Source organism: Streptomyces sp. DH41, from assembly GCF_029813785.1.
Lineage (GTDB): Bacteria > Actinomycetota > Actinomycetes > Streptomycetales > Streptomycetaceae > Streptomyces.
The window spans coordinates 323,750-349,031 of sequence record NZ_JARVKY010000004.1 but is presented as its reverse complement, the minus strand read 5'-3'; the positions used below and the strand labels follow the sequence as shown (position 1 = coordinate 349,031).

The following is a 25,282-nucleotide window of genomic DNA, read 5'->3' as shown; positions in this document are numbered from 1 at the left end:
ACCGCACGGCGCGTATCGGCGCCCCTCGCCCTTTGAGCTCGTGAGATTGGAGGAACGGGCCGGTGACCGCAGACTCAGGAACCACCGTCCCCGCACCCATCATGCAGACCACCGACAACAGCCTCACCTGGCTCCTGCAGAACCTCCTCGACCGCACCCCCGGCACCCGCCACGCCCTCGTCCTCTCCCGCGACGGTCTCAAGCTCTGCTGGACCGAACACCTCACCCTGGACCGGGCCGACCAGCTCGCCGCGATCTGCTCGGGCATCCAGGCCCTGGCGCAGGGCGCCTCCGTGGAGTTCGGCGACGGAACCGGTGGCGTCCGGCACTCCATGACGGAGTTCCACGGGGGGCTGCTGTTCATCGTGGAGGCCGGCGAGGGCGCGCACCTGGCCGTCGTGGCCGCGGAGGACGCCGACCCCGGAGTGGTCGGCCACCAGATGACCGAGATGGTCGAGCAGATCGGCGACCACCTGCGGGCCGAGCCGCGCCACGCCGCCCCCGGGAGCCGTTCGTCGTGACGCGCCGGCCCGTGGACACCGGCGATCCCGACCGGCTCTACACGGTCACGGGCGGACGCAGCCGCGCCGACGACTCGTTCGACCTCGTCACCCTGGTGGTCAGCGAATGCGAGCCGGCGGCCGGCCTGCAGTCGGAACACGTCCGGATCCTCGAGCTGTGCCGGCATCCGACGGCCGTGGTCGAACTCGCCGCGGAGCTGGGACTGCCGATCACGGTGGTCCGGATCCTGCTCGGCGACCTGCTCGCCACCGGCCGGATCACCGCCCGCCATCCGCGCCTGGGGCAGTCCGTCGCGTCGCACCCCGATACCGCCCTTCTCCAGGAGGTGCTCCATGGGCTCCGCAACCTCTGAGACCACGCCCGACCTCGCCGCGGCCTGGGGTCGTACGCCCCTGACCGACGCCGCCGAGACCGGACTGAAGATCGTCGTCGTGGGCGGCTTCGGCGTCGGCAAGACCACCCTGGTCCGCTCGGTCAGCGAGATCCGGCCGCTGAACACCGAGGAGGTGATGACCCAGGCGGGTGTCGGCGTCGACGAGACCGGCGAGGTCACCGCCAAGACCACCACGACCGTCGCCTTCGACTTCGGCCGGATCAGCCTCAACGACCGCATGGTCCTGTACCTGTTCGGCGCCCCGGGCCAGGAACGCTTCTGGTTCCTCTGGGACCGGCTGTTCTCCGGAACACTCGGCGCGGTCGTTCTCGTCGACACCCGCCGGATGGACGACTCCTGGTACGCGATAGACCGGCTGGAACACCACGGCACCCCGTTCGTGGTGGCCGTCAACCGCTTCGACGACGACTTGGCCAGGCACTCCCTGGACGAGATCCGCCAGGCACTCGCCCTGCCCGACCGGGTGCCGCTCATCGACTGCGACGCACGGGTGCGGAAGTCGGGCAAGAACGTGCTGGTCACCCTCGTGGACCACCTCTACCAACTGGCCCTGGCCCAGGAGAGCGCATCGTGACCCACACCGACCCCACGCCCGACCGCACCGGCGTACCCGGCTGCCCCGCGCACCCGGACGCCGTACCACTGGCCGGTCTCGAGTACCAGCAGACGCCGTCGGATCTGTACCGCGGCCTGCGGGGCGAGCACGGGGCCGTCGCGCCGGTGCTCCTCGACGGCGGCGTCCCCGCCTGGCTGGTCCTCGGCTACCCCGAGGTCAGCTACGTGACCGGCCACGACGAGCTGTTCGCCCGTGACTCGCGCCGCTGGAACCAGTGGGAGCGCATCCCGCCCGACTGGCCGCTCCTGCCCTACGTCGGCCACCAGCCGTCGGTCCTGTTCACCGAGGGCGAGGAGCACCGGCGGCGGGCCGGCGTGATCACGCAGGCGCTGGCCGGCGTCGACCAGTTCGAGCTGGCCCGGGACTGCCGGCAGCTCGCCGACCGGCTCATCGCCACCTTCGCCGGCAGCGGCCGCGCCGAGCTGATGAGCGGCTACGCGCACGCCCTGCCGATGCGCGCCGCGGTGCGTATGTGCGGGATGCCGCACAGCGGCGCGGAGACCCAGCAGCTGGTGGAGGACCTGCGGATCTCCCTCGACGCGGCGGAGGGCGACGACCCGGTCGCGGCGTACGCGCGGGTGGGCGAGCGCATCCACCGGCTGGTCCGCCACAAGCGGGAGCGGCCCGGCCCCGACGTCACCTCGCGGATGCTGACGCACCCGGCGGGACTCACCGACGAGGAGACGGTCCAGGATCTGATCTCCGTCATCGCCGCCGCCCAGCAGCCCACCGCCAACTGGATCGGCAACACCCTCAGACTGCTCCTCACCGACGAGCGCTTCGCGCTCAACGTCTCGGGCGGCCGCCTCAGCGTCGGAGAGGCCCTCAACGAGGTGCTGTGGCTGGACACACCGACGCAGAACTTCATCGGCCGCTGGGCCGTGAACGACATCCAGCTGGGCGGCCGGCAGATCCGCGCCGGCGACTGTCTCGTCCTCGGCCTCGCCGCGGCCAACACCGACCCGCAGCTCTGGCCCGAGGCACACGCCGGCGCCGAGAACTCCGCGCACCTGTCCTTCAGCAACGGCGAGCACCGGTGCCCGTACCCGGCCCCGCTGCTCGCCGACGTCATCGCCCGCACGGCGGTCGAGACCCTGCTGGAACGCCTTCCCGACCTGGTACTCGCGGTGGAACCCGAGGAGTTGACCTGGCGTCCGTCCATCTGGATGCGGGGACTGACGGCTCTGCCGGCGCTCTTCACGCCCGTGGTCCCCTGACCCTCGGCACCTTCCGTCAGGCTCCGCGAGGTGTGAACCGCACCGGCAGCGACTGCGGACCCCGGGTGAACACGCCACGCTCCACCACGTCGAATCCCTCGGCCGGCCGAAGGTCGGGCATGGCGTCCAGCAGCTGGCCGACGCCGGTCTCGACCTCGGCCTTCGCCAGCAGCGCCCCGACGCAGAAGTGCCGGCCGAGGGCGAAGGCGAGATGGTCGGCGGCGGCCGAGAAGGCGGTCGTCGTCGTCAGGTCGTCGCGGAGGATGTCGAAACGGTCCGGGTCGCGGTAGCGGTTCCCGTCCCGGTTGGCCGCGCCTATCAGACAGGTGACGGTGGCTCCCGCCGGTATGGTGCCGCCGCTGAGCGTGACCTCGGACGCCGTCTGCCGCATGATCATGTGGACGGGCGGCGTGTAGCGCAGCGTCTCGGCGAAGGCCCGGTCGATCAGGCTCCGGTCCTCGCGCACGGCCGCCAGCTGGTCGGGGTGCGCCAGCAGGTTGGCGAAGATGCTCGCGATCGCCTTGTCGGTCGTCTCGCCGCCCGCCGCGAGCAGCAGACTGCAGAACGCCTTGATGTCCTCGTCGCTCATCCGGACCCCGTCGACCTCCGCGGCACACAGGGTGGACAGCAGGTCGTCGCCCGGGTTCTCGCGGCGCTCCCGGATGACCGGGAACATGTACTCGGCGAACTCGACCCGGGTGCGCGCACCCGCCGCCGCGACCTCGGGGTCGCCGGCGAGGTTGCCCAGGAAGGCGATGACCGACGTGTACCAGCCGTGGAACCGGGCGTGGTCGGCCTTGTCCAGGCCCAGCATGTCCGCGATGACGTTGACGGGGAAGCGGGTCGCGTAGTCGGTCACCAGGTCGGCGCGCCCGGTGTGCCGGAACGCGTCGATGAGCTCACGGGAGTTGCGCTCGATCACCGGCAGGAACCTCTCCCGCAGATCGGCTCCGCGGAACGCCGGGGCGACCAGCGCGCGCCGGACCGCGTGTTCGCGACCGCTCAGCTGAAGGATCGTCCTGCCGTGCACGGGCTCGATCTGCCAGTCGTAGTTCTCGGTCGTGAACTGTGTGTTCCGGTCCTTGAAGACGCGTTCCACGTCCTCGTAGCGCGAGACGATCCAGCTCTCGGTGGCCTCGTGCCGGATGAGGGGCGCGCTCTCCCGCATCACCCGGTAGGCCGGATAGGGGTTCGCCGCGAACTCGGGGGAGAGGATGTCGGGGACCTGCTGAGCGGTGGACATGAGGCTCCTCGGTCGACAACGGCCGGACCGCACCAGGCTATTGACGACACGGCGCCCCCGACAGACCGCGCGGACGTCGTCGTCGGCCGGCAACGACGTCCGTCGTCGACGACGGGGGCGCGCGGCCGGACGAGTGAGAGGCGGTGGCACCGGACGGTTCGACGTCGGGATCAGGCCCGGGACCGTCCGCCGATCACGCTCTCAGCCGTCCACGGACGCGCGCAGCCGTGCGCTGGCCATTCGCATGTGCTCGGCCATCGCGCGGTCCGCGGCCTCCGGATCGCGCGCACGGATCGCCTGGAGCACCGCGTCGTGTTCACACAGCGCGCCGCTGATGGTGCCCTCGATGTCGCTGACGCGTTCCATCCAGACCTGGAGCAGTGCCCGGATGCTGTGCAGGATGTCGCTGAGGACGGTGTTGCCCGCGACGCGGGCCGTCTCCAGGTGGAAGGCGATGTCGGCGTCGATGAACGCAGTGACGTCGCCGCCCGCGTCACGCATGTGCTGTAGGTGTTCCTCCAGCACGGCCACGTCCTCGTCGGACGCGCGCTCGGCCGCGAGTCGGGCCGAGACTCCCTCCATGTACGTGCGTACCTCGACCAGGTCCTTGGTGCGCCGCTGGCCCAGCATGAGCCCCCAGTTGATCGCCCGGGGCAGGAACTCCGAGGTGCCCTCGCGCACGTAGGAGCCGGAGCCGGGACGGATCTCGATGATCCCGAGGACGTCCAGTGCGGACAGCGCACCGCGCACGCTGGAGCGCGCGACACCGAGGGCCTCGGCCAACTGCCGCTCGGCGGGCAGGCGGGTGCCGGGCCGGATGTCGCCGGCCGAGAGGTGGTCGAGGAGCCGCTTGGCGACCTCGCTCACGGACGACTCGCGCACCACGGGGCGCAGTAGCTGCGCGAGATCGGGCGCGGCGGCGGAGCTCTGCTGATCAGGCTGACTGGTCACGGTCACCAGTGAACCAGATGCCTCGCTCACCCGAATGACGAGACAGTGAACCCGTCCCATGGGTGAAGTTTGTCAAGGGTTGGGGCGCGGGGAAATCTATGACCGTCGCCACACCGGTAAATTGGTGACCAATTTGCGACCCCGGGCATACCGTGAGGTCGAACCGGTCGGCCACCCTCGTGACGGCCGCCCGGCACGACCACCCCGGACAGAGCTGTCCGGGCAAGCCGAGGAGTCGCCATGGGTGCCCAAGCGCCATCCGCGGCAGTCGAGAGAACTGCCATCAAGAAGGTCTCAGTCCGCCTTGTGCCGTTCGTGGCGCTGATGTTCTTCGTGAACTATCTGGACCGTACGGCCGTCTCGTTCGCCGAACCGAACGGCATGGGGCAGGACCTGGCCCTGACCGCCGCCCAGTTCGGCTTCGCGTCCGGGATCTTCTTCCTCGGCTACATCGTGCTCGAGGTCCCCAGCAACATGGCCCTGCACCGCTTCGGAGCCCGCCGCTGGCTGGCCCGGATCATGGTGACCTGGGGCATCGTGTCCCTGCTGTTCACCTGGGTCAGCAGCAGCGGCGGGCTCTACGCCCTGCGCTTCCTGCTCGGCGTCGCGGAGGCCGGGTTCTTCCCCGGGGCGATCCTCTTCCTCAGCCAGTGGGTGCCCTCACGCCACCGCACCAAGATCCTCGGCCTGTTCTACCTCGCCCAGCCGCTGACCACCGTGTTCGGTGCCCCGCTGGCCGGCTGGCTGATCGGCCGCCACGGCCTGCTCGGTCTCGAGGGCTGGCGGGTGATGTTCCTGTTCGTGTCGCTGCCCGCGATCATCCTCGGCGTCGTCGCCTGGTTCTACCTGATCGACAAGCCCGCCGACGCCAAGTGGCTCACCCCGGCCGAGCGCGACTGGCTGACCACCGAGCTCGCCGCCGAGAACGCCCAGAAGACCGGGCACGAGAGCAAGCACGCCAAGGGCGACCTGAAGAAGGCCTTCACCAGCGGCCGGGTCTGGACCCTCGCCGCGGTCTACTTCGGCTTCGTCTACGGCCTGTACGCCCTCGCCTTCTTCCTGCCGACGATCATCAACGGCTTCCAGGAGCAGTACGACACCACGTTCAGCGTGATGGACAAGGCATGGATCACGGCCATTCCGTACCTGCCGGCCGCCGTCGTCCTCTTCTTCTGGAGCCGGCACGCCACCCGCCACGGCACTCGAACCTGGCACGTGGCCGGCCCGGCCGTCGTCGGCGGCGTGTCCATCCCCCTGGCCCTCTACATGGGCTCCCCGGCCGCCACGGTCGCCGTGATCACCGTGACCGCCTGCGCCATCTTCGCCGCCCTGCCGGTCTTCTGGTCCGTTCCGTCCCGCTTCCTGACCGGAGCCGCCGCCGCGGCGGGCATCGCCCTGATCAACACCGCCGGGAACGTCGCGGGCTTCGCCTCCAGCTACATCACCGGCTGGCTCAAGGACTGGACGGGCTCCTACTACGTACCGCTGTACCTCGTCGGCTTCTTCATGCTGCTCTCCGCCGCCCTGATGATCTGGCTCGCCACCCGTCACCGCACCGACGAACCGGCCGCCGACCCCGAGCACGATGCCATGGAGGCCCTCCGATGACCCGCCTGTTCAACGACCCCGCCGCCTTCGCCGACGAGGCGCTGGAAGGCTTCGCCGCCGCCCACCGGCGCTGGGTCCGGCCCGTCACCGGCGGCGTCGTCCGGGCCACCGCCACCCCGGCCGGTCAGGTAGCGGTGGTGATCGGCGGCGGCTCCGGCCACTACCCCGCCTTCTCCGGCCTGGTGGGCCGGGGCCTGGCGCACGGAGCCGCGGTCGGCAACGTCTTCGCCTCGCCCTCCGCCCAGCAGATCCGCTCCGTGGCCAGGGCCGCGCACGGCGGCGCCGGGGTGCTGCTGATGTACGGGAACTACGCGGGAGACGTCCTGCACTTCGGCCAGGCCGCCGAGCGGCTCGCCGCCGACGGCATCGACGCCCGGACGTTCGCGGTCGCGGACGACATCTCCAGCGCGGCTGTGGACGAGTCCGCCAAGCGGCGCGGTATCGCGGGTGACCTGCCCGTCTTCAAGGCCGCGGCCGTCGCGGCCGAGCAGGGCCTGCCCCTGGACGAGGTGGTACGCGTCGCCGAACGGACGGGCTCCCGCACCCGCTCCTTCGGCATAGCCTTCTCCGGCTGCACCCTGCCGGGCGCCGACAGTCCCCTGTTCACCGTCCCCGAGGCCCGCATGGCCGTCGGCCTCGGCATCCACGGGGAGCCCGGCATCGGCGAAGAGGCGCTGCCCACCGCGGACGAGGCGGCACGGCTCCTGGTCGGCACCCTGCTGAAGGAACTCCCCGAGGACGTCGAGCGTCCGGCCGGACAGCGCGCCGCCGTCATCCTCAACGGCCTGGGATCGGTCAAGTACGAGGAGCTGTTCGTCGTCTACCGCAAGGTCGCGGCCCTCCTCGGCGAGGCCGGCGTGGAGATCGTGGACCCCGAGGTCGGCGAACTCGTCACCAGCTTCGACATGGCCGGTGTCTCCCTCACCCTGACGTGGCTGGACGACCGACTGGAGGAGTTGTGGCGGGCGCCGGCCGACACCCCGGCCTTCCGCAAGGGCGCGCTCGACGCACCTGAGCAGGATGGCCGAACCCCTCTGGCGGAAGACCCCGAGGACACCGCCGTACCCCCTGCTTCCGCGGCCTCCCGGCATGCCGTTGGCACCGCGCTCGCCGCGCTGGACGCGGTGGCCGCCACCGTCGGCACGCACGCCGACGAACTCGGCCGCATCGACGCCGTCGCCGGCGACGGCGACCACGGCATCGGCATGCTGCGCGGCTCCACCGCCGCCCTGCGGGCCGCCACCGACGCCCACGGGCTCGGCGCGGGCGCCGGCACCGTGCTGGCCCGGGCCGGTGACGCCTGGGCGGACAAGGCGGGCGGCACCTCCGGTGCCCTGTGGGGCACCATCCTGCGCTCCCTCGGCACCGCCCTCGGCGATCAGGACGCCCCCGACGCCGCCCGGGCCGCCGCCGGGATCACGGAGGCCTCCGCAGCCGTACGCCGGCTGGGCGGGGCCGAGGTGGGCGACAAGACCATGGTCGACGTCCTCGTTCCCTTCGCCGACACGCTCGCCGACGCCGTGGCCGCGGGTCTGGGCCTCACCGACGCCTGGGACCGCGCCGCCACCGCCGCCACGGAGGCGGCCGCCGCGACCGCCGGCCTGCTGCCCCGCAAGGGCCGGGCCCGCCCGCACGCCGAGAAGTCCCTCGGCACTCCCGACGCGGGCGCGCACTCCCTGGCCCTGATCACCCGCGCCGTCCACGGCGCCCTGCTCGACCACGCCCGCGAAGACCACGCCCGCGAAGCCCTCTTGCACGACCACCACTGAGGAAAGCCGACATGACCGACAAGCTCCGCATAGTCGTCGGGTCCGACGACGCCGGTTACCAGTACAAGGAAGCACTCAAGCAGGACCTGCGCACCAGCGCCCTGGTCGCCCATGTCACCGACGTGGGCGTCGACGCGGACGGCCACACCGCCTATCCCAAGGTCGCCATCGCCGCCGCCGAGATGGTCGCCCGGGGTGAGGCCGACCGCGCCCTGCTGGTGTGCGGCACCGGGCTGGGTGTCGCCATCGCCGCCAACAAGGTCAAGGGCGTCCGGGCCGTCACCGCCCACGACTCCTTCTCCGTCGAGCGGGCGGTCCTCTCCAACAACGCGCAGGTCCTCACCTTCGGCCAGCGCGTCGTCGGGCTCGAACTCGCCCGCCGCCTGGCCGCCGAGTGGCTCACCTACCGCTTCGACGAGAGCTCCGCGTCGGCGGCCAAGGTCCAGCTGATGTGCGACTACGAGAGCGTCGCGGGCGACGGGGCAGCCGCCTGATGTCCGCCACGGCACCGTCATCCGTCCTGCTGGGGGTGAGCCTGAAGATGTACTTCGGCCACCACCAGACCCTGAACTGGTCCCGCAGGATCGCGGCCCTGGCCGAACGGCACCCCGCGGTCACCTCCGGCGCCGCCCGCCTCTTCGTCCTCCCCGCCTTCCCGACCCTGGTCCCCGCCACCGGCATCCTCGCCCCGTACGGCGTCGCCATCGGCGCCCAGGACATCGCCGCAGAGGACAGCGGCCCGTACACCGGCGAGGTCGGAGGCCCCCTCCTGAAGGAGATCGGCTGCCGCTACGCCGAGGTGGGCCACGCCGAGCGCCGCCGCCTGTACGGCGAGGGCGACACGGTCGTCGCCGCCAAGACCGCCGCCGCCCTGCGCAACGGCCTCACCCCCGTCCTGTGCGTGGGCGAACGAGACCGGGTCGACCCGGCCGAGGCCGCGGCCCGCACGGTCGCCGAGGCGGAGCGCCTGCTGCACGGCCTGGACGGCGCGGTCGTCCTCGCCTACGAACCCCAGTGGGCCATCGGCGCCCCCGAGCCCGCCTCCGCCGACCACATCGCGACCGTGTGCACCGCCCTGCGCGGCTGGCTCGCCACTCATCCACGGCACGCCGGCTCCACCGTCATCTACGGCGGCAGCGCGGGACCCGGCCTGCTGACCCGCCTGGCCGGCACCGCCGAGGGCCTCTTCCTCGGCCGCTTCGCCCACGACCCGGCGAACGTCGGAGCCATCCTCGACGAGATCCGCTCCCCGGCCCGGGCGGCGGTGGCGTGATGGCATACGGCATCAGCACCTACGCGTACTTCTGGCGTATCTCCGACCGGGCTCCCCAGCCGATGAGCCTGCCCGCGATGCTCCGCGACACGGCGGAGCTCGGCGGCGAGGTCTTCCAGATCTGCGACTACGCACCCATCGAGTCCTACGACGCCGCTCGGCTCGACGACGTCCGCGCCTTCGCCGACGACCTCGGTCTGACCCTGGAACTCGGCACCCGCGGCATCCGCCCCGAACACCTGCTGAAGTACCTCGACATGGCGGGCGAGCTGGGCGTCACGCTGGTCCGCTCCATGCTCAACACGGCCGACCACCGACCCGGCACCACCGAGGCGGTCGCCCTGCTGAAGGAAGCGGTGCCCCGCTACGCCGACGCGGGCGTCACCCTCGGCCTGGAGACCTACGAGCAGGTCGCCACGGACGACCTGGTGGCCGTCGTACGCGCCGTCGACAGTCCGCACCTCGGCATCGTGCTCGACCCCGGCAACAGCGTCGCCCGCCTGGAGCGGCCCGTGGACGTCGTGGCCGCCACCGCGCCGTACGTGGTCAACATCCACGTCAAGGACTTCGCCTTCACCCGCCGCGACGGCTGGGTCGGCTTCACCTACGCCGGCTGCCCGCTCGGCGAGGGCCTCCTCGACCACGACGGCATGATCGCCGCCGTCCGCGCGGCCCGGCCGGGGGACCGCGGCATCAACCAGATCGTGGAGCACTGGCTCCCGTGGCAGGACGAGGGCTACGACGCCACAGCCCGGCTCGAACACCAGTGGACGCAGCACAGCATCAACACCCTCCTGAGGAGCAAGTAATGGCCACCGAGATCCAGAACCAGGCCGACGTGAAGACCGTCGCCGTCATCGGGGCCGCCGGCAAGATGGGCCAGCGCGTCTCCAACAACCTGGTGAAGAGCGACTTCCGGGTCCTCTTCAGCGAGGCGTCCCCCAACGGTCAGGAGCTGATCCGCGACCTGGGCCGCGAACTGACCGAGTCGAAGGACGCCGCCGCCGAGGCCGACGTCGTCATCCTCGCCGTGCCCGACGTGGTCCTCGGCAAGGTCTCCGAGGAACTCGTGCCGCTGATGAGGCCGGGCACGGTCGTCCTCACCCTCGACCCGGCAGCCGCCTACGCCGGCCTGCTCCTCAACCGCGAGGACATCCACTACGCCTGCGCCCACCCCTGCCACCCCTCGGTCTTCCTGGAGCGCACCACCAAGGAGGAGTGGCAGGACACCTTCGGCGGCATCGCCGCACCGCAGGAGGTCGTCGCCGCCTACGAGGGCGGGGACGCCGCCAAGCAGGAACTCGCCGACGCGGTCATCCGCGTGATGTACGCCCCGGTCGTCGACGTGCACTGGGTCACCGTCAAGCAGCTCGCCGTGCTGGAGCCCACCCTCGTCGAGACCATCGCCTGCATGGTCGGAGCCCTGCTGACAGAGGCCCTGCACGAGACGGTCCACACCGTCGGCGTCCCGGAGAAGGCCGCCCGCGCGATGCTGCTGGGCCACACCCAGGTCGCCCTGGCCAACACCCTCAAGGGCTCCAACCCGTTCTCGGACGCCTGCCTGATCGCCATGGACTACGGTCGCGAGTCCATCGTGCGCGACGACTGGAAGAAGGTCTTCGACGACGCGGAACTGGACAAGGTCATCACGCGCATGCTGAAGATCAAGGAGATCAAGCGCTGACCTGCTGTCGGCTGTGGCGCCGGAGGCCCTTGAGGGCCTCCGGCGCCGTCGCGCCTACGCCCGGGTGTCGAACGCGACCGTGACGCGCAGCAGTTCGGACACGTCCGAGCCCACGGCGATCTCGCGGGGAGCCGTGCCCCGCCGGAACAGCCGGGCGTCCCGCTCGCCCCCGACCGCGGCGCGGGCGCCCTCGACCCGCAGCCAGGAGCCCTCCCTCAGGCCGAGCACGGGTACGTCGTTCTCCTCGAGGAACTCCGTCAGCCGCTCCTCGCGGGTCTCGCCCTTGTGCGTCGACGCCGGGTCCGGGTCGAGGTAGTGCGGGTTGATCTGGAACGGGACCAGCCCGAGCGCATCGAAGGACGGCGGCTCGACGATCGGCATGTCGTTGGTGGTGCGCAGCGAGGGCGCCGCCATGTTGGTGCCGGCGCTGGCCCCCATGTAGGGCAGCCCGTCGACGACCGCCTTGATCAGCGCCTTTCGCAGCCCGGTGCGGTACAGCGCGCTCAGCAGCCGGAAGGAGTTGCCGCCGCCGACGAACACGGCGTCCGCCTCGCCGAGCCGCGCGAGCGGGTCGCCGCCCTCGTGGACGCCCCGCACGTCGATCCCCGCCCCGGCGAGCGCGCCGCGCACCTTGGCGGTGTAGGCGTCGTGGTCGGCGAGCGCGTACGGGACGAAGGCCAGCCGCGCCCCGGCGGGCAGGAAGCCGGTCACGGTGTCGAGGGCGTGTTCCAGGTAGCCGCGGCCGTACTGGGTGGAGTTGGACAGGAGCAGCAGATTCACGGGTCGGTCCTCATCGACGGGGGTGGAACGGTACGTCAGGTCGTACGGGGTGAGCGCGGGCGCCGGTGGTGCTGCGGCGGATGCGTCAGGCGCTGCTCCAGCGAGCGGACGGCGCGGCGCAGCACCTCCAGCCGGTCCTCGGGCCCCTGCGGGAAGCGGTCCTTGGCGGCACCGAGACTGAGGCTGCCGTAGGGCTCCGAGCCGAGGAACACCGGCATCGCGACCGTGCCGATGCCGGCGTCGTACTCGCCGACCGTCCAGGCGTGGCCCTGCGCACGCACCTGGCGGAACTCGCGCTCCAGCTGGTCGGGGTCGGTGACCGTGCGCTCGGTGAAGCGCGCCATGGGGCGCCCGCGGAAGAGCCGGTGGCGCTGGTCGTCGGGCAGGAAGGCGTAGAACGACTTGCTGGTGGCGCCCGCGTGCGCCGGATACAGCTCACCGACCAGCGGGTAGTAGCGCAGCGGACCCTCCTCGCCCTCGACGGCCGCGACACAGCGCATGTGGAAGCTGTCGGGCAGGCAGAAGAGCACCGTGTCCCCGGTCGCCGCCCGAAGCTCCTGCAGGACCGGTTCCGCGAGCAGCTCCAGGGAGCCCGAGCGCTCCCAGAGACGGCCCAGGCGCAGGGCGGCCGGACCGATCCGGTAGCGGCGGGTCGCCGGGTCGGAGACCAGGAAGCCACGGCCCGCGAGCGTGGACAGCAGACGCTGGGCGACCGAGGTGTCCCAGCCGAACTCGGCGGCGATCTCCGTCACCCCCCAGTCGGGCCGGTTGCGCTCGAACGCCAGCAGCACCAGCAGGGCGCGGTCGACGGTCTGCAGCGCCCCGGCCGGGGTCTTCCGGTCCCCGGGCTGAACGGGCCGATCGGCCACGGCGGCTCCCCTCACTCGTCAGTCGGTCGCCGCTTCCCGGGCATCTCACCATTCAGACCTGAATTGCAGATAACGGGAAACAGTTGCGGAGAACGTTAGTCGATCCGGAACCTGCTTGTCAGCACCGCCCCAGGTGCGGATCAGGAGAACTGCCCATGTTGAAGTACGTCCTGGACCTCGTGGATCTGCTGGACGATCCCGACGTCGACGGCAAGCGCGTCGCCGCCCACCTCGATTCCGTGGCGGGTCCCGGGGGCTCCGGCGCCGAGGTCACCACCGTCACCGGCGAGCGCGGATCCACGGACTTCGTGCTGGTGCGGATACCGGGCCGAGGCGGCCGCACGCGCGGCGGCTCGGCGCGCACGCTCGGTGTCGTGGGCCGCCTCGGCGGCATCGGGGCGCGCCCGGAGATGACCGGCCTGGTCTCCGACGCCGACGGCGCGGTCGCGGCCCTGGCCACGGCCGCCAAGCTCCTCGACATGCGCCGCCGCGGCGACGTACTCGAAGGCGACGTGGTCATCGCCACGCACATCTGCCCCGACGCCCCGACCGCGCCGCACGACCCGGTGCCGTTCATGGACTCGCCGGTCGACATCGCGACCATGAACCGGCACGAGGTCACCGGCGAGATGGAGGCCGTGCTCTCCGTCGACACCACCAAGGGCAACCGGATCATCAACCACAAGGGCCTCGCGCTGTCGCCCACCGTCAAGGCGGGCTGGGTGCTCAAGGTGAGCGAGCAGCTGGGGGAGCTGCTGGCCGTGGTGACCGGTGAGCCGTTGGTCACGTACCCGGTGACCACCCAGGACATCACCCCGTACGGTAACGGTGTACACCACATCAATTCGATCCTGCAGCCGGCCACGGCGACGGCCGCTCCGGTCGTCGGCCTCGCGATCACCTCCGCGGCGGCCGTGCCCGGCTGCCAGACGGGCGCGAGCCACGAGACCGACATCGCGGCGGCGGCCCGGTTCGCCGTCGAGACCGCGAAGGCCTACGGCGGCGGACGCATCGACTTCCACGACGACCAGGAGTTCGACGCGCTCGTGTCCCGTTACGGCTCCCTGACCCACCTGCAGACCTTCGGCCGCGAACCCGGGGAGTCGTGATCATGGCCGCGCACAAGAACACCGCCCAGGAGGCGGGCGCCACCAAAGCCGTGGGCAGCGACGACTACTCACTGTCCCGCGTCCCGCGCGACAAGCGGCTCGGCTTCTGGACCATGCTGCTGCAGTGGCTCGCGCAGTCGGGCTCCATCTCGCAGTTCACCCTCGGCGCCACCATCGGCGTGGGAATGACCTTCGGCGACGCGTTCCTCGCGTTCACCCTCGGCGCGGTGATCCTCGAAGTCGTGATCTTCGCGATCGGCCTGGCCGGCATGCGCGAAGGCCTGGCGACCCCGCTGCTCACCCGCTGGGCCGGCTTCGGCCGCAACGGCTCGGCCCTGGTGAGCCTGGTCATCTCCGTCAGTCTCGTCGGCTGGTTCGGCGTCCAGAACACGATCTTCGGCGACAGCGTGTCCGCGCTCGTCGGCGGTCCGTCCTGGCTGTGGTGCATGGTCGCCGGTTTCGCCATCACCGTCCTGGTGATCTTCGGATTCCGGTACATGGCCGTCTTCGCCAAGATCGTCACCCCGCTGTTCTTCGCGATGGTCGCCTGGTCGGTCACCGACGCGCTCAGCGACCACTCGCTGTCCGAGCTGGTCAACTCCCCGCCGCCCGGCGAGACCATCCCGCTCGCCGTCGCCGCGACCGCGATCGCCGGCGGATTCATGACCGGCGCGATCGTCTCCCCGGAGATGACCCGCTACAACCGCAAGGGCAGCCACGTCTTCCTGCAGAGCGCCTCGTCGATGATCCTCTCCGAGTACATCGTCGGCATGACCGGTGTCCTGCTCGGCCACATGGTCGGCAGCGGCCAGGTCTCCCAGATCGTGCTCTCCACCTCCGGCGTCTTCGGCGTGCTCGTCGTCCTGATGTCCACGGCGAAGATCAACGACTGGAACCTGTACGGCTCCTCGCTCGGCGTCGTCAACTTCTTCCAGGTCGTCTTCGGCAAGCGCGTGCACCGCGGCGCGGTCACCATCGTCCTCGGCGTCGCCGGCACCGTCCTGTCCGCCGTCGGCATCATGACCCACTTCACCGACTTCCTGTCCGTGCTGGGCGTCGCCATCCCGCCGGTGGGCGGCATCATCGTCGCCGAGTACTGGGTGGTGCGCCGCATGCGCGCACCCCTGGACGCCACCCGCGAGGCCGGGACCCTGCCCGCCACCTCACCGACCTGGGTACCGATGTCCCTGGTCATCTGGGCGCTCGCCTTCTGCGTCGGCAAGTTCTACGACGGCGGCATCCCCGCCCTGAACTCCCTGCTGACCGCGTTCGTCCTCTACTGCGTCCTCGGCCTCGCCGGCTGGATCAGGACGTACGGCACCACCACCCTCGACGACGACACCCAGGCCGCCGCCCCGTCGACGTCCGCCACCGGCACGGCACCCGTAGGAGCACCATGAGCACCACCCCTGTCCCCGCCTCCGAGGAAGCGCAGCGCGAAGTCGTCGACCTCTGCGCGGAACTGATCCGCTTCGACACCTCCAACCCGACCAGCGACGAGCGGGCCTGCGCCGACTGGGTCGTGGCCCGCCTCATCGAGGCCGGCATCACCTCGGAACTGGTGGAGAGCGCCCCGGGCCGCGCCAACGTCGTCGCCCGCATCCCGGGCACCGACCCGTCACGCGGCGCCCTGCTGGTCCACGGCCACCTGGACGTCGTCCCGGCAGACCCGGCCGAGTGGCAGGTGCCGCCGTTCTCCGGAGAGATCCGCGACGGCTACCTGTGGGGCCGCGGCGCCATCGACATGAAGGACACGGTGGCCGTCATGCTGGCCACCGCCCGGCACTTCGCCCGCACCGGCACCCGGCCCGCCCGCGAGATCGTCCTCGCCTTCCTCGCCGACGAGGAGGCGGGCGGCAGGTACGGCGCCCACTGGCTGGTCGAGCACCGGCCCGATCTGTTCACGGGCGTCACCGAGGCGATCGGCGAGGGCGGCGGCTTCAGCTACGCCCTCGACGACACCCGGAGGCTGTACCCGATCGAGAACGCCCAGCGCGGCATGGCCTGGATGGAGCTGACCGCCACCGGCCGCGCCGGGCACGGCTCGTCACCCAACGACGAGAACGCCGTCACCGACCTCGCCGAGTCCCTCACCCGCATCGGCCGGCACACCTTCCCGGTCCGCCTGATCGAGCCGGTGCGCGCCCTGCTCGCCGAGGCCGCCCGCCTGGCGGGCGTCGACATCGACTTCGACGCTCAGGACCTGGACGCCGAACTGGCCAAGCTGGGACACGTGGCCGACTTCACGCAGGTCGTGCTGCGCAACTCGGCCAACCCGACGATGTTCTCGGCCGGCTACCAGACCAACGTCATTCCGGGGAAGGCCACGGCCCGCGTCGACGGCCGCTTCCTGCCCGGCCACGAGCAGGAGCTGATCGACACCATCGACGCCCTACTGCTGCCCTCGGTCTCCCGGCAGTGGGTCAACCACGACATCGCGATGGAGACCACCTTCGACGGCCCACTGGTCGACGCCATGTGCGCCGCCGTGCGCGCCGAGGACCCCGACGGCCACCCGGTGCCGTACTGCAACCCGGGTGGCACGGACGCGAAGGCCTTCACCAAGCTGGACATCCGCTGCTTCGGCTTCAAGGGCCTGCAACTGCCACACGACCTCGACTACGGCCGTCTCTTCCACGGCGTCGACGAACGGGTGCCGCTGGAGGGACTGCGCTTCGGGGTACGGGTGATGACCCGGCTGTGGCAGGACTGCTGAGACGCGCCGCGGGGACCGGCGGCGGTCAGTCGGCGACCTCGACGCCATAGCCTCGGGCGAGGACGCCGAGACCGTGGTCGTAGCCCTGGCCGACGGCCCGCAGCCGCCAGCTCCGCTCACGCCGGTAGATCTCCGCGAGCAGCATGGTGCGCTCGGTGGTGGCCGCGTCCAGCGTGGCCTGCGCGAGGGCCGCCGCGCTGCTGCCGGGGCCGGAGACGATGTGCAGCGCGCCGACGTCGCCGAAGGCGGGGGAGCCGTCGATGGCGGCGGCGATGACGACCTTGCGCGCCGACGGCGGCAGAGTGGCGAGGTCCACGCTGACGGTCTGCTCGGTCGGACCGTCGCTCAGCAGCCGCACCGTCCCGCCCGGGTTCTCCGGGGCTCCGTAGAACACGAAGTCCTCGTCGAAGGAGACCTGCTCGTCCTCGTCCAGCACGAACGCGACCACGTCGATCTCGCACGCCGTCTGCTGCGCCCAGGACGCGGTGACCGTCCAGCGGTGCGCCGGTCCCCGCCCCCGCTGGAGCGGCAGATCGACGACGCCGCCGCGCGGCAGCACATGCGCGGCCGTACGCCGCTCGTCCGCCCGCTCAGTCGCCGTCACGACCGGCGCGACCAGCCACGCGGCGTCGTGGACGGGCAGCAGCAGCGCGGAGATGCGCGGCAGCCTGCGATCACTGTCGCCGCCGTCGAGGACGACCACGTCGGTGACGCCGGCGGACAGGTTGATGGCCGCGGCCCCGCCGAGCTCGACGACGCGCGTACGGGCGGCCACCGCGTCCGGGTGCGTGCCGCCGAGCACGAGCACCCGCCTTCCGCTCAGCGGGCCGCGCGGTTTCCCGGGGCGCCTGCCGGGCTTCGGGCCGGCGGCCGGCGGGGCCGGTTCCGTTCGCGCGGCAGAGTCGGGGAGGGCGGGGGCGGCGACCTCCGTGTCGGCCGCCTCGGCCGCCATGACTGCCTCGGCCGCCATGACTGCCTCGGCCGCCATGACTGCCTCGGCCGCCACGACTGCCTCGGGCCCGCGCGGCGTCGGGACGGCCGGCAGCGCGGCCGAGCCGGGGGAGGGGACGGCGGCGGACTCCGGCTGCGCTCCCTCGTGCGGGACGCCGGGCCGGACGTCGCCGAGCAGCCGAAGGAAGGCCGCCTCGTCGATGACGGGAACTCCCTCGGTGCGGGCCCGCCGGGCCTTGGCGGAGCCGGCCTCGGGGTCATTGGTGACCAGGGCGCTGGTGTGCCGGCTGACGGAGGACACCATGTTCAGCCCCGCGGCGGCGGCCCGCAGCAGCAGATCCGCCCGTGCGGTCACCGTCTCCCCGGTGACGGCGACCTTCATGCCCTGCACCAGCGGCCCGCCCGCGGTGAGCCGTCCCGGGTTGCGGAAGGCGCACGGCGTCTTGGGCGGCTTCGGCGCGAACCGCGCGTCCTGCCGGGGCGGGCAGGCCACCAGCGGCAACGACAGGTCCAGCTGCGCCGCCTCCCGCAGTGAGGCGCGCAACACGCCGGCCAGCACTCGGGTGTCGTCCAGCGCGTCGTGCGCCTTCATCTGAGGGACGCCGTAGTGCGCGGCGAGCGTGCCGAGCCTCAGGTCGTCGGTCGGCGGGTCCACACGGCGGTTCAGGGCCAGCGTGCACAGCCGCCTCGCGACGGGCAGCCGCAGCCCCGCCCGCGCGAACTCGTGGGCGAGGAAGTCGTAGTCGAACTGGGCGTTGTGGGCGACCAGCACCCGGCCCTCGAGGAGCGCGCCGATCCGTTCGGCCACCTGCTCGAAGGCCGGCGCTCCGCGCAACCGCTCGGCCGTCAGACCGTGCACGTGCACCGGCCCCGGGTCGCAACCGGGATCCAGCAGTGTCGAGAACTCGCCGGTCTGCTCGCCGTCCGGGCCCAGCGTCACCACGGCCACGGACAGCACCCGGTCACGGCGCGGTACCAGACCGGAGGTCTCCACGTCGACCAGCGCCCATTCGAAGGCGTAGTCGCGCAGGACGGAGGGATCGGTGGCGGCAGACGTGAGAGACATGGAGGAATGATGGAGGTATGTCCTCGGTTCCTTCAACTCGAACGCCGACTGATCCCGTTTTGCGGCGTCTTCCGCAGACTCGGCCGTGCCGCTCGTGGGGCGGACGCCCCCTGACACACTGCTGGCGTGTCACCCGCCCCGCCATCAGGAGGACTTCGTCATGACCGAGCAGCCGCTGGACCGTGTCGCCCGGTACGAGCGACGGTTCAACACGCTCTTCGCGGAGTACTTCGACACGCTGGGCGCGACCTTGGAGGCGCCGTCGTTCAGCCGCTTCACCCCGGACTGCCTTGAGCTGCTGCGCGACCTGTCCCTGCGCGGCGGCAAGCGGATGCGGGTCGTGCTGCTCCACGAGGCCGCGCGCCTGGTGAGCGACGAGCCGGTCGAAGGACTGGACGCCGCCGCGCTGAGCATCGAACTGCTGCAGACCCACGGCCTGGTGCACGACGACCTCATCGACGACAGTGCCACCCGCCGGGGCGGACCCTCCACCTACCACGCCTACCTGGAGCGGTTCCCCCGGCATCCACGGGCGGCGCTCGGGCTCACCGTACTAGCGGGCGACCTCGCGCTCGCCCTCTCGCTGCGCGTGCTCCTGGACGCCGGGCTTCCCGCCGAGGTGCGTCAGGCCATGGTCGAGGTGCAGACCCGGGCCGCGACCGACACGTTCGTGGGCCAGATCGTCGACCTGGAGCGCGACTTCGCCACCGAGGTGCCGGACGACGAGGTCCTGCACGACGTGGCCGACCACAAGTCGGCCCGCTACTCGGTCCTCGCCCCGCTGCGCCTCGGACTCCTGGCCGCGGGCGAACAACCGGGCGCCCACGACAAGGAGTTGCGCCGCTACGCTCGACTGGTCGGCATCTGCGGCCAGATGCGCGACGACTACCTGGACCTGTTCGGCGACGAGGCCGCGATGGGCAAGCCGACGGGCACCGACATCCGCGAGGGCAGGCACAGTTACACCGTCGCGCGTCTGCTGTCCGTCGTGAGCGGTGCCGAGCGCGCCGTCGTGGCGGAGGCACTGGGAAACCCCTCCTGCACGCCGCGGACCGTCGCCGCGGTCCGCGAGATCGGTGAGCGCCGAGGGGTGGCCGACCGGATGCGGGCGGACATGCGGGAGTACGCCGAGCAGGCCCGCCTGGTGGCCGAGGGCTGGCGCCCGAGGTGGCGCGAGGAGGCGGTCTCCTTCTTCGAGCGTCTGCCGCGGTGGAGCGTCGAGCGGGCCGGGTGAACGGCTCACCCGCCGACCGGGTGAACGGCTCACTCACCGGCCGGCTGGGAGGCCGTGGTCTCCTCCGCTCCGGTGAGCAGACGGGCCATGGCCCGGTCGAGCCGCCGCCGCAGGCCGGCCGTGTCGGGAGCCAGCGTGCTCAGCAGCCTCGCCCCGCCGGGCAGCTCCATGAGGGCCGTGTCGGGACCGCGGAGCGCGGTGGGCGCGCCGTCGTCGGCCGCCAGGCCCGGATCCACGAGCAGCAGCGTGCCGGCCGTACGGCACCCGGCGGTGACGGCGGGACCGTCCCATCCGGGTGCCGCGGGACCCGCGCCGAGTTCCTGGTCGTAGAGCGGGCCGTCCTCGGTCTCGACGCGCACCCGCTGGCGGTACCGGCCGGAGGGCTCGCCGTGCCGGCCGAACAGCACCTCCTCCCGCAGTACCAGCCGGGCGCCGGTCTCCAGCACGATCCGGGTGTCGCTGACGTGCCGGCAGCCGTGCGTGGTGATCACCAGCTCCGGGAGCCAGGCCAGGGCCGCGCCCGCGCCCACGTGGACGCGGACGTCCAGGCGGGACTCCTCGCCGTACGCTCCCGGCAGCAGAAGGGTGGAGGCGATCTCGCCGAACACGAGGGCACTGCCGGGCCCCACCCGGACCTCGAGGCGCAGCCGGTCTCCGCCGAGCGGTCCCGCGGCACCGGCGGCCAGATGGACGCGGGCGGCGTCGGCCGTGCGACAGGCCCACTCGGTGACCGGAGTGCGGGCGAGCGGTGCCGTGGTGCGCAGCATCAGCGGCCACCCGGATCGCAACACCGGGACACGGGTGTGGGCCCGCCCTGGTCCGTGGCAGGCGAGCTCGGTGGCCAGCCGGGCCGTTGCCCGGGTCATGGCTCCTTCCTCACCCGCCGTCGGCCAGCAGCCCGCGCACCCATGCGGTGACCTCGCGGGCCGCGGGGTCCTCGACGAGGGACAGGAAGCGTACGGGAAGGTCGCCGCGTTTCTCCTTGGCGTCGCGGGCCATCACCGACAGATCGGCGTTCACCTGGCCGGCGAGGTCCGTCTTGTTGATGACCAGCAGGTCGGACACGGTCACCCCGGGCCCGCCCTTGCGGGGCACCTTGTCACCCCCGGACACGTCGATCACGAAGATCTGGTGGTGGATCAGACCGTGGCTGAAGGTGGCGGTGAGGTTGTCACCGCCGCTCTCGATCAGGACCAGGTCCAGTGGCGGCAGCTCGCGCTCCAGGTCCTCGACGGCCTCGAGGTTGGCGGAGATGTCGTCACGGATGGCGGTGTGCGGGCAGCAGCCGGTCTCGACCGCCCGGAGGCGCTCGGCGGGCAGTACGCCGTTGCGCAGCAGGAAGTCGGCGTCCTCGGTGGTGTAGATGTCGTTGGTGACCACGGCCACTCGCAGCTCGTCGGCCAGCGACCGGCACAGCGCCGCCACCAGTGCGGTCTTGCCGGACCCCACCGGACCACCGAGGCCGATCCGCAGCGGCCGCCCCGGGGTCCGGGGGAGCCGCCCCGAGGCGGGGCCGGGACGCGGCGGGCGGCCGTGTGTGTGCCTTTCCTCGGGTTCGTGCCGGTCAGGACGCTCGGGTTCGTGCCGGTCAGGACCCCCGGGGCCGTGCCGGCCAGGGCTTTCGGATTCGTGTCGGTCAGGACGCAAAGAGACGCACCTCCCAGGTGGCGTGGAGTTCGGCGGAGATGTCGAGCAGCGGGGCGCCGTACGCGGGCAGTTCGCCGGCGGGCGCGTCCGCGCGGCCGGCGGCCCCGGCGGCCAGCCGGTCCAGGTCCGGTGCGAGCCGGGCGAGGACGGCGTGTACCGCGAAGGGATCGAGCCCCAGCAGCCGGACCGCCGCCGTGGCCGGGCCGGTCGCGGCGTCGTGCAGCGCGGCGGCCGCCGCCGCGTGCGGGGTGAGACCGAGCGCCCGGGCCGCCGCGCCGAGGGCGACGGGTTGGTGCGGGCCGCCCGGCAGCACGGTGGCGAGTGCGTCGAGCCCCGGGTGCGAACCGATCGCCCGGGCGGCGCGCAGCAGTTGCCGGCCGAGCTTGCGAGAGGTGGCGCGCAGCGCGGGCGCCGGGGTGCGCGCCTCCAACTCGGTGTCCAGCGCGGTGATCCGGGCCTCCCGGTCCGCTCCGCCCGTTTCCGGCGGACCGCCGCCGAACGCCGAGCAGGCCGCCGCGGCGAAGGCGGCGGCCATGGCCCCGCTGGTGGCGACGCGCCCCCGCAGGAACGCCTCCAGCGTGTCGGGGTCCGACACCCGCCCCGCCGCGACCGCCGCCTCCAGACCGCCGGAGTGGGCGTGACCGCCCGCGGGGAAGCGCCCGTCCGCCAGCATCAGCAGGGCGGCGGTCCCGGCGGTCTCGACGGCCCCGGCGGTCGAGACCTGAGCCCCGGTCAAAACAGGAAGTAACGGTGGTTCATCGGCAGTTCGGTGGCAGGCTCGTGGTCGACCACCTCTCCGTCGATGCGTACGGTGAACGTGTCCGGGTCGACCTCGATGGCCGGCAGCGCGTCGTTCTCCGGCAGGTCGGCCTTGGTCCGGTGACGCGTGTTCTCCACCGGGACGAGTCTGCGGGCGAGGCCGAGCCGGTCGGCCAGGCCGTCCTCGATCGCGGCCGGCGCAACGAACGCCACGCTGGTCGCCCCGGCGGCCCTGGTGTGGACGTTGTAGCCCAGCCTCGGCAGCACCGGCTGCGGGGTGGGGACGGCGGCGTTGGGGTCGCCGAGCAGCGCCATCGCGGCCATGCCCGACTTGTAGACCGCCGTCGGACGCACCCCGAACAGCGCGGGTTCCCACAGGACGAGGTCGGCGAGCTTGCCCGGTTCGACGGAACCGACCTCGCGTTCGAGGCCGTGGATCATCGCGGGGACGATCGTGTACTTGGCGACGTAGCGGCGGGCGCGGTGGTTGTCGGCCCGGCCGTCACCGGGCAGGGAGCCACGCAGTCTCTTCATCACGTGCGCGGTCTGCCAGGTCCGCCGCACCACCTCGCCGAGCCGGCCCATCGCCTGGGCGTCGGAGCTCATCGCGGAGATGGCGCCCATGTCCTGCAGGATGTCCTCCGCCGCCATCGTGGACGCGCGTACCCGGCTCTCGGCGAAGGCGAGTTCGGCCGGGACCTGCGGGTTCAGATGATGGGCGATCAGGCAGATGTCGAGCTGTTCGTCGGCGGTGTTGACCGTGAAGGGACGGGTCGGCGTGGTCGAGGACGGCAGTACACAGGACTCGCCCGCGATCCGGATGATGTCCGGCGCGTGTCCGCCGCCGGCGCCCTCGGTATGGAAGGCGTGGAAGGTGCGGCCGTCGACCGCGCGCAGCATGTCCTCGACGAATCCGGCCTCGTTGAGGGTGTCGCTGTGGATCGCCACCTGGACCCCGGCCGCGTCGGCGACGCGCAGCGCGGCGTCGATGACGGCCGGGGTGGCGCCCCAGTCCTCGTGCACCTTGAAGCCGCCCATCCCGGAACGCAGTTGCTCCCAGAGGGACTCCTCGTTGACCGTGCTGCCCCGGCCGAGGAAGAGCACGTTGACGGGCCACGGCTCGAACCCCTCCAGCATCCGTTCCATCCACCAGCCGCCCGGTGTCGCCAGGGCCGCCTTGGAGCCGTCGGTCGGGCCGGTGCCACCGCCGGCGACGGTCGTGGTGCCGGCCTCCAGGGCGACGATCGACATGTCGGGGGAGACGAAGTGGACATGGGTGTCGACCGTGCCGGCCGTCATGAGCAGTCCGCTGCCGTTGACCATCTCGGTGGAGGGTCCGATGACCAGGTCCGGGTGGACACCGTCCATGATGTCGGGGTTCCCGCACTTGCCGAGCGCGACGATCCGCCCGTCGCGGATTCCCACGTCGGTTTTGACGACGCCCCAGTGGTCCAGCACGACGACGCCGCCGATCACCAGGTCCGGCGTGCCCTCGGCCCGGGTGGCGTGCGACTGCCCCTGCGACTCCCGCCCCGACTTGCCGCCGCCGAAGACGGTCTCGTCGCCGCCGACGCACCGGTCCTCCTCCACCTCGATGAGGATGTCGGTGTCGGCGAGCCGGATCCGGTCACCCTTGGTGGGCCCCAGCGAGGCGACGTAGGTACGCCGGTCGATCTCAGCCATCGAGGGCTCCTCCACATGCGCCGCGCAGCCCGCGTACGATGCGCCGGCCGCCGAGGGGGACCAGTTCGACCTCGACGGTCGCACCCGGGTCGAAGCGCCGCATGCCGCCTGCCAGGATGTTCAGCCGGTGCCCCCAGGCATGCTCCCGGTCGAAGCTCAGCGCTGGGTTGACCTCGGCGAAGTGATAGTGCGAGCCGACGCTGACCGGACGGTCGGCCGTGTTGACGACCGAGACGCTGATCACCGGACGGCCCGCGTTGATGGTCACCGGGCCGGGACCGTACATGATCTGGCCGGGCGCGCCGGGCTCGTCGGCCGACTCCGCCCCGGGCTGTACCAGTCCGGTCGACTCGCCCTTCCCGGACCCGGGGACGAGGGACTTGCCGCTGCCCGGACGCTGCTGGCGCTCGCTCACTGGATCGGCCCCTGCACCGCGATCAGCTTCGTGCCGTCGAGGAAGGTGGCCTCCACCTGGACCTGGGCGAGCATGTCGGCCACGCCGTCCATCACCTCGTCCCGGCGCAGCACACCCCGGCCCGCGTCCTGGAGGTCGGCCTTGGTGCGTCCGTCGCGGGCCCCTTCGAGGAGGAACGCCGAGATGACCGCCGTGGCTTCCGGGAGGTTGAGCTTGAGACCGCGCTCCCGGCGTTCCTGCGCCAGCTTGGCAGCCGTGTAGATCATCAGGCGCTCCCGCTCCTGAAGACTGAGCAGCATCACTGTCTCCGCTCTGTCCGTGCTGGTCGCCAGGGACCGGCCGGTATCCGGTGTCAGGAGCCAGCCTGGCACGGACACCGGCGGAGGCAGGAGAGATGTTGGGCCGGCCGGGGCACCAGCCCGCCCGGCTTCGGACCCGCCGTCGGCTGACAGGATGGGGGCGGATCTCGGGAACGCAAGCAGGAAAGAGAGGGGAGAGGAAAATGGCCGTACTGGTCCTGTCCGGTGTCCTCGTGCTCGTCGTCGGAGGATGCGTCTGCGTCGTGTGGGCGGCGCGGGGCGGTCCGCGCTGGGTGCGTGCGGTGTCCGCCGTGACCCTGGCGGCGGGCGAACTGGCGCGTGCTTCGAAGAGTTCCGGCCGGCGCGGGAGCGGGGGAGACGACTGAGGGCGACCGAAACGGACCCCGTCTGACACCTGTTCCCCATGTCGCTCGATGGGGTATTCGGGATCTTCCGCCCCGCTTGCCCGGTCATGCT

General features: G+C 72.0%; 26 protein-coding genes. 15 read left to right on the top strand and 11 right to left on the bottom strand.

The window, feature by feature from the left end; genetic code table 11:
• Positions 1-101 precede the first annotated feature (101 nt).
• Genes QC283_RS10095 through QC283_RS10080 form a run of 4 tightly spaced genes read left to right on the top strand, consistent with a single transcriptional unit; the run spans position 102 to position 2,749 of the window.
• Positions 102-521 (top strand): roadblock/LC7 domain-containing protein, encoded by a 420-nt coding sequence (locus QC283_RS10095; RefSeq protein ID WP_279561158.1) that lies wholly within the window; start codon positions 102-104, stop codon positions 519-521.
• Positions 518-874: a DUF742 domain-containing protein gene (locus QC283_RS10090; RefSeq protein WP_279561057.1), complete on the top strand. Its 357-nt coding sequence runs from the start codon at positions 518-520 to the stop codon at positions 872-874. Before QC283_RS10095 ends, QC283_RS10090 begins: the two co-directional genes overlap by 4 nt.
• Positions 855-1,490, top strand: a complete 636-nt coding sequence (locus QC283_RS10085) for a GTP-binding protein (RefSeq protein ID WP_279561056.1) — start codon at positions 855-857, stop codon at positions 1,488-1,490. Before QC283_RS10090 ends, QC283_RS10085 begins: the two co-directional genes overlap by 20 nt.
• Positions 1,487-2,749, top strand: a complete 1,263-nt coding sequence (locus QC283_RS10080; RefSeq protein ID WP_279561055.1) for a cytochrome P450 — start codon at positions 1,487-1,489, stop codon at positions 2,747-2,749. The genes QC283_RS10085 and QC283_RS10080 overlap by 4 nt, the downstream gene beginning before the upstream one ends.
• A 16-nt stretch (positions 2,750-2,765) precedes the next feature.
• Here QC283_RS10080 and QC283_RS10075 read toward each other — a convergent pair whose 3' ends face one another.
• Together QC283_RS10075 and QC283_RS10070 are read right to left on the bottom strand one after the other, a co-directional pair.
• Complete coding sequence (locus QC283_RS10075) at positions 2,766-3,992, bottom strand: cytochrome P450 (RefSeq protein ID WP_279561054.1); 1,227 nt, start codon at positions 3,990-3,992, stop codon at positions 2,766-2,768.
• 201 nt (positions 3,993-4,193) lie between these two features.
• The gene (locus tag QC283_RS10070; protein ID WP_279561053.1) at positions 4,194-4,949 is read right to left on the bottom strand and encodes a FadR/GntR family transcriptional regulator; all 756 of its coding nucleotides are present in this window, start codon (positions 4,947-4,949) and stop codon (positions 4,194-4,196) included.
• Positions 4,950-5,183: 234 nt separating this feature from the next.
• Here QC283_RS10070 and QC283_RS10065 point away from each other — a divergent pair, with 234 nt between their 5' ends.
• From QC283_RS10065 to QC283_RS10040, 6 genes are read left to right on the top strand one after another with little or no spacing between them, the layout of a single operon-like run.
• Entirely contained in the window at positions 5,184-6,551 is a 1,368-nt protein-coding gene (locus QC283_RS10065; RefSeq protein ID WP_279561052.1) for an MFS transporter, read from the top strand.
• Positions 6,548-8,320, top strand: a complete 1,773-nt coding sequence (locus tag QC283_RS10060) for a dihydroxyacetone kinase family protein (RefSeq protein ID WP_279561051.1) — start codon at positions 6,548-6,550, stop codon at positions 8,318-8,320. The genes QC283_RS10065 and QC283_RS10060 overlap by 4 nt, the downstream gene beginning before the upstream one ends.
• 11 nt (positions 8,321-8,331) lie before the next feature.
• Complete coding sequence (locus QC283_RS10055) at positions 8,332-8,814, top strand: ribose-5-phosphate isomerase (RefSeq protein ID WP_279561050.1); 483 nt, start codon at positions 8,332-8,334, stop codon at positions 8,812-8,814.
• Positions 8,814-9,593, top strand: a complete 780-nt coding sequence (locus QC283_RS10050; RefSeq protein ID WP_279561049.1) for a triose-phosphate isomerase — start codon at positions 8,814-8,816, stop codon at positions 9,591-9,593. Before QC283_RS10055 ends, QC283_RS10050 begins: the two co-directional genes overlap by 1 nt.
• Positions 9,593-10,402, top strand: coding sequence for a sugar phosphate isomerase/epimerase family protein (locus QC283_RS10045; RefSeq protein WP_279561048.1), 810 nt, complete (start codon positions 9,593-9,595; stop codon positions 10,400-10,402). Before QC283_RS10050 ends, QC283_RS10045 begins: the two co-directional genes overlap by 1 nt.
• The gene (locus tag QC283_RS10040; RefSeq protein WP_279561047.1) at positions 10,402-11,277 is read left to right on the top strand and encodes a phosphogluconate dehydrogenase C-terminal domain-containing protein; all 876 of its coding nucleotides are present in this window, start codon (positions 10,402-10,404) and stop codon (positions 11,275-11,277) included. Before QC283_RS10045 ends, QC283_RS10040 begins: the two co-directional genes overlap by 1 nt.
• 54 nt (positions 11,278-11,331) lie before the next feature.
• Here the strand turns inward: QC283_RS10040 and pepE are convergent, their stop codons facing one another.
• Entirely contained in the window at positions 11,332-12,057 is a 726-nt protein-coding gene (pepE, locus tag QC283_RS10035) for a dipeptidase PepE (protein WP_279561046.1), read from the bottom strand.
• 35 nt (positions 12,058-12,092) lie between these two features.
• On the bottom strand, positions 12,093-12,926 hold the full coding sequence (locus tag QC283_RS10030) for an IclR family transcriptional regulator (protein WP_279561045.1): 834 nt from the start codon (positions 12,924-12,926) through the stop codon (positions 12,093-12,095).
• 155 nt (positions 12,927-13,081) lie between these two features.
• Between QC283_RS10030 and QC283_RS10025 the strand changes: the two genes are divergently transcribed.
• The 3 genes from QC283_RS10025 to QC283_RS10015 are packed head-to-tail and all read left to right on the top strand — an operon-like array spanning position 13,082 to position 16,751.
• Entirely contained in the window at positions 13,082-14,035 is a 954-nt protein-coding gene (locus QC283_RS10025; protein ID WP_279561044.1) for a DUF1177 domain-containing protein, read from the top strand.
• Positions 14,036-14,037: 2 nt separating this feature from the next.
• Positions 14,038-15,435, top strand: a complete 1,398-nt coding sequence (locus QC283_RS10020) for a cytosine permease (protein WP_279561043.1) — start codon at positions 14,038-14,040, stop codon at positions 15,433-15,435.
• Positions 15,432-16,751: a M20/M25/M40 family metallo-hydrolase gene (locus QC283_RS10015; protein ID WP_279561042.1), complete on the top strand. Its 1,320-nt coding sequence runs from the start codon at positions 15,432-15,434 to the stop codon at positions 16,749-16,751. Before QC283_RS10020 ends, QC283_RS10015 begins: the two co-directional genes overlap by 4 nt.
• Positions 16,752-16,776: 25 nt before the next feature.
• Here QC283_RS10015 and QC283_RS10010 read toward each other — a convergent pair whose 3' ends face one another.
• Complete coding sequence (locus QC283_RS10010) at positions 16,777-18,768, bottom strand: TerD family protein (protein WP_279561041.1); 1,992 nt, start codon at positions 18,766-18,768, stop codon at positions 16,777-16,779.
• 160 nt (positions 18,769-18,928) lie between these two features.
• Between QC283_RS10010 and QC283_RS10005 the strand changes: the two genes are divergently transcribed.
• On the top strand, positions 18,929-20,002 hold the full coding sequence (locus QC283_RS10005; RefSeq protein ID WP_279561040.1) for a polyprenyl synthetase family protein: 1,074 nt from the start codon (positions 18,929-18,931) through the stop codon (positions 20,000-20,002).
• A 29-nt stretch (positions 20,003-20,031) separates the two neighbouring features.
• Here QC283_RS10005 and QC283_RS10000 read toward each other — a convergent pair whose 3' ends face one another.
• From QC283_RS10000 to QC283_RS09975, 6 genes are all read right to left on the bottom strand, one after another.
• Positions 20,032-20,868, bottom strand: a complete 837-nt coding sequence (locus tag QC283_RS10000) for an urease accessory protein UreD (protein WP_279561039.1) — start codon at positions 20,866-20,868, stop codon at positions 20,032-20,034.
• 10 nt (positions 20,869-20,878) lie between these two features.
• Positions 20,879-21,475 carry an urease accessory protein UreG gene (ureG, locus tag QC283_RS09995; protein ID WP_443032582.1) on the bottom strand — a complete coding sequence of 199 codons (597 nt, stop codon included), beginning with the start codon at positions 21,473-21,475 and terminating at the stop codon, positions 20,879-20,881.
• 163 nt (positions 21,476-21,638) lie between these two features.
• The gene (locus tag QC283_RS09990; protein ID WP_279561157.1) at positions 21,639-22,322 is read right to left on the bottom strand and encodes an urease accessory protein UreF; all 684 of its coding nucleotides are present in this window, start codon (positions 22,320-22,322) and stop codon (positions 21,639-21,641) included.
• A gap of 59 nt (positions 22,323-22,381) precedes the next feature.
• Positions 22,382-24,091, bottom strand: a complete 1,710-nt coding sequence (locus QC283_RS09985; protein ID WP_279561038.1) for an urease subunit alpha — start codon at positions 24,089-24,091, stop codon at positions 22,382-22,384.
• The gene (gene ureB / locus QC283_RS09980) at positions 24,084-24,377 is read right to left on the bottom strand and encodes an urease subunit beta (protein WP_279561156.1); all 294 of its coding nucleotides are present in this window, start codon (positions 24,375-24,377) and stop codon (positions 24,084-24,086) included. Before ureB ends, QC283_RS09985 begins: the two co-directional genes overlap by 8 nt.
• Positions 24,378-24,502: 125 nt before the next feature.
• Positions 24,503-24,805, bottom strand: coding sequence for an urease subunit gamma (locus tag QC283_RS09975; RefSeq protein WP_279561037.1), 303 nt, complete (start codon positions 24,803-24,805; stop codon positions 24,503-24,505).
• Between the two features lie 203 nt (positions 24,806-25,008).
• Here QC283_RS09975 and QC283_RS09970 point away from each other — a divergent pair, with 203 nt between their 5' ends.
• Complete coding sequence (locus QC283_RS09970; RefSeq protein WP_279561036.1) at positions 25,009-25,191, top strand: hypothetical protein; 183 nt, start codon at positions 25,009-25,011, stop codon at positions 25,189-25,191.
• The last annotated feature ends 91 nt before the right edge of the window (positions 25,192-25,282 follow it).

Bases quoted from the DNA above. Each gene is read 5' to 3' on its own strand.
- QC283_RS10055 (WP_279561050.1), top strand. From the start codon at position 8,332: ATGACCGACAAGCTCCGCATAGTCGTCGGGTCCGACGACGCCGGTTAC.
- QC283_RS10085 (WP_279561056.1), top strand. From the start codon at position 855: ATGGGCTCCGCAACCTCTGAGACCACGCCCGACCTCGCCGCGGCCTGG.
- QC283_RS10005 (WP_279561040.1), top strand. From the start codon at position 18,929: ATGACCGAGCAGCCGCTGGACCGTGTCGCCCGGTACGAGCGACGGTTC.
- QC283_RS10015 (WP_279561042.1), top strand. From the start codon at position 15,432: ATGAGCACCACCCCTGTCCCCGCCTCCGAGGAAGCGCAGCGCGAAGTC.
- QC283_RS10075 (WP_279561054.1), bottom strand. From the start codon at position 3,992: ATGTCCACCGCTCAGCAGGTCCCCGACATCCTCTCCCCCGAGTTCGCG.
- QC283_RS09985 (WP_279561038.1), bottom strand. From the start codon at position 24,091: ATGGCTGAGATCGACCGGCGTACCTACGTCGCCTCGCTGGGGCCCACC.
- QC283_RS10010 (WP_279561041.1), bottom strand. From the start codon at position 18,768: ATGTCTCTCACGTCTGCCGCCACCGATCCCTCCGTCCTGCGCGACTAC.
- QC283_RS09990 (WP_279561157.1), bottom strand. From the start codon at position 22,322: ATGCTGGCGGACGGGCGCTTCCCCGCGGGCGGTCACGCCCACTCCGGC.
- ureB (WP_279561156.1), bottom strand. From the start codon at position 24,377: ATGTACGGTCCCGGCCCGGTGACCATCAACGCGGGCCGTCCGGTGATC.
- QC283_RS10045 (WP_279561048.1), top strand. From the start codon at position 9,593: ATGGCATACGGCATCAGCACCTACGCGTACTTCTGGCGTATCTCCGAC.
- QC283_RS09970 (WP_279561036.1), top strand. From the start codon at position 25,009: ATGGCCGTACTGGTCCTGTCCGGTGTCCTCGTGCTCGTCGTCGGAGGA.
- QC283_RS10020 (WP_279561043.1), top strand. From the start codon at position 14,038: ATGGCCGCGCACAAGAACACCGCCCAGGAGGCGGGCGCCACCAAAGCC.
- QC283_RS10060 (WP_279561051.1), top strand. From the start codon at position 6,548: ATGACCCGCCTGTTCAACGACCCCGCCGCCTTCGCCGACGAGGCGCTG.
- QC283_RS10025 (WP_279561044.1), top strand. From the start codon at position 13,082: ATGTTGAAGTACGTCCTGGACCTCGTGGATCTGCTGGACGATCCCGAC.
- QC283_RS09975 (WP_279561037.1), bottom strand. From the start codon at position 24,805: ATGCTGCTCAGTCTTCAGGAGCGGGAGCGCCTGATGATCTACACGGCT.
- QC283_RS10095 (WP_279561158.1), top strand. From the start codon at position 102: ATGCAGACCACCGACAACAGCCTCACCTGGCTCCTGCAGAACCTCCTC.
- QC283_RS10000 (WP_279561039.1), bottom strand. From the start codon at position 20,868: ATGACCCGGGCAACGGCCCGGCTGGCCACCGAGCTCGCCTGCCACGGA.
- QC283_RS10040 (WP_279561047.1), top strand. From the start codon at position 10,402: ATGGCCACCGAGATCCAGAACCAGGCCGACGTGAAGACCGTCGCCGTC.
- QC283_RS10050 (WP_279561049.1), top strand. From the start codon at position 8,814: ATGTCCGCCACGGCACCGTCATCCGTCCTGCTGGGGGTGAGCCTGAAG.
- QC283_RS10065 (WP_279561052.1), top strand. From the start codon at position 5,184: ATGGGTGCCCAAGCGCCATCCGCGGCAGTCGAGAGAACTGCCATCAAG.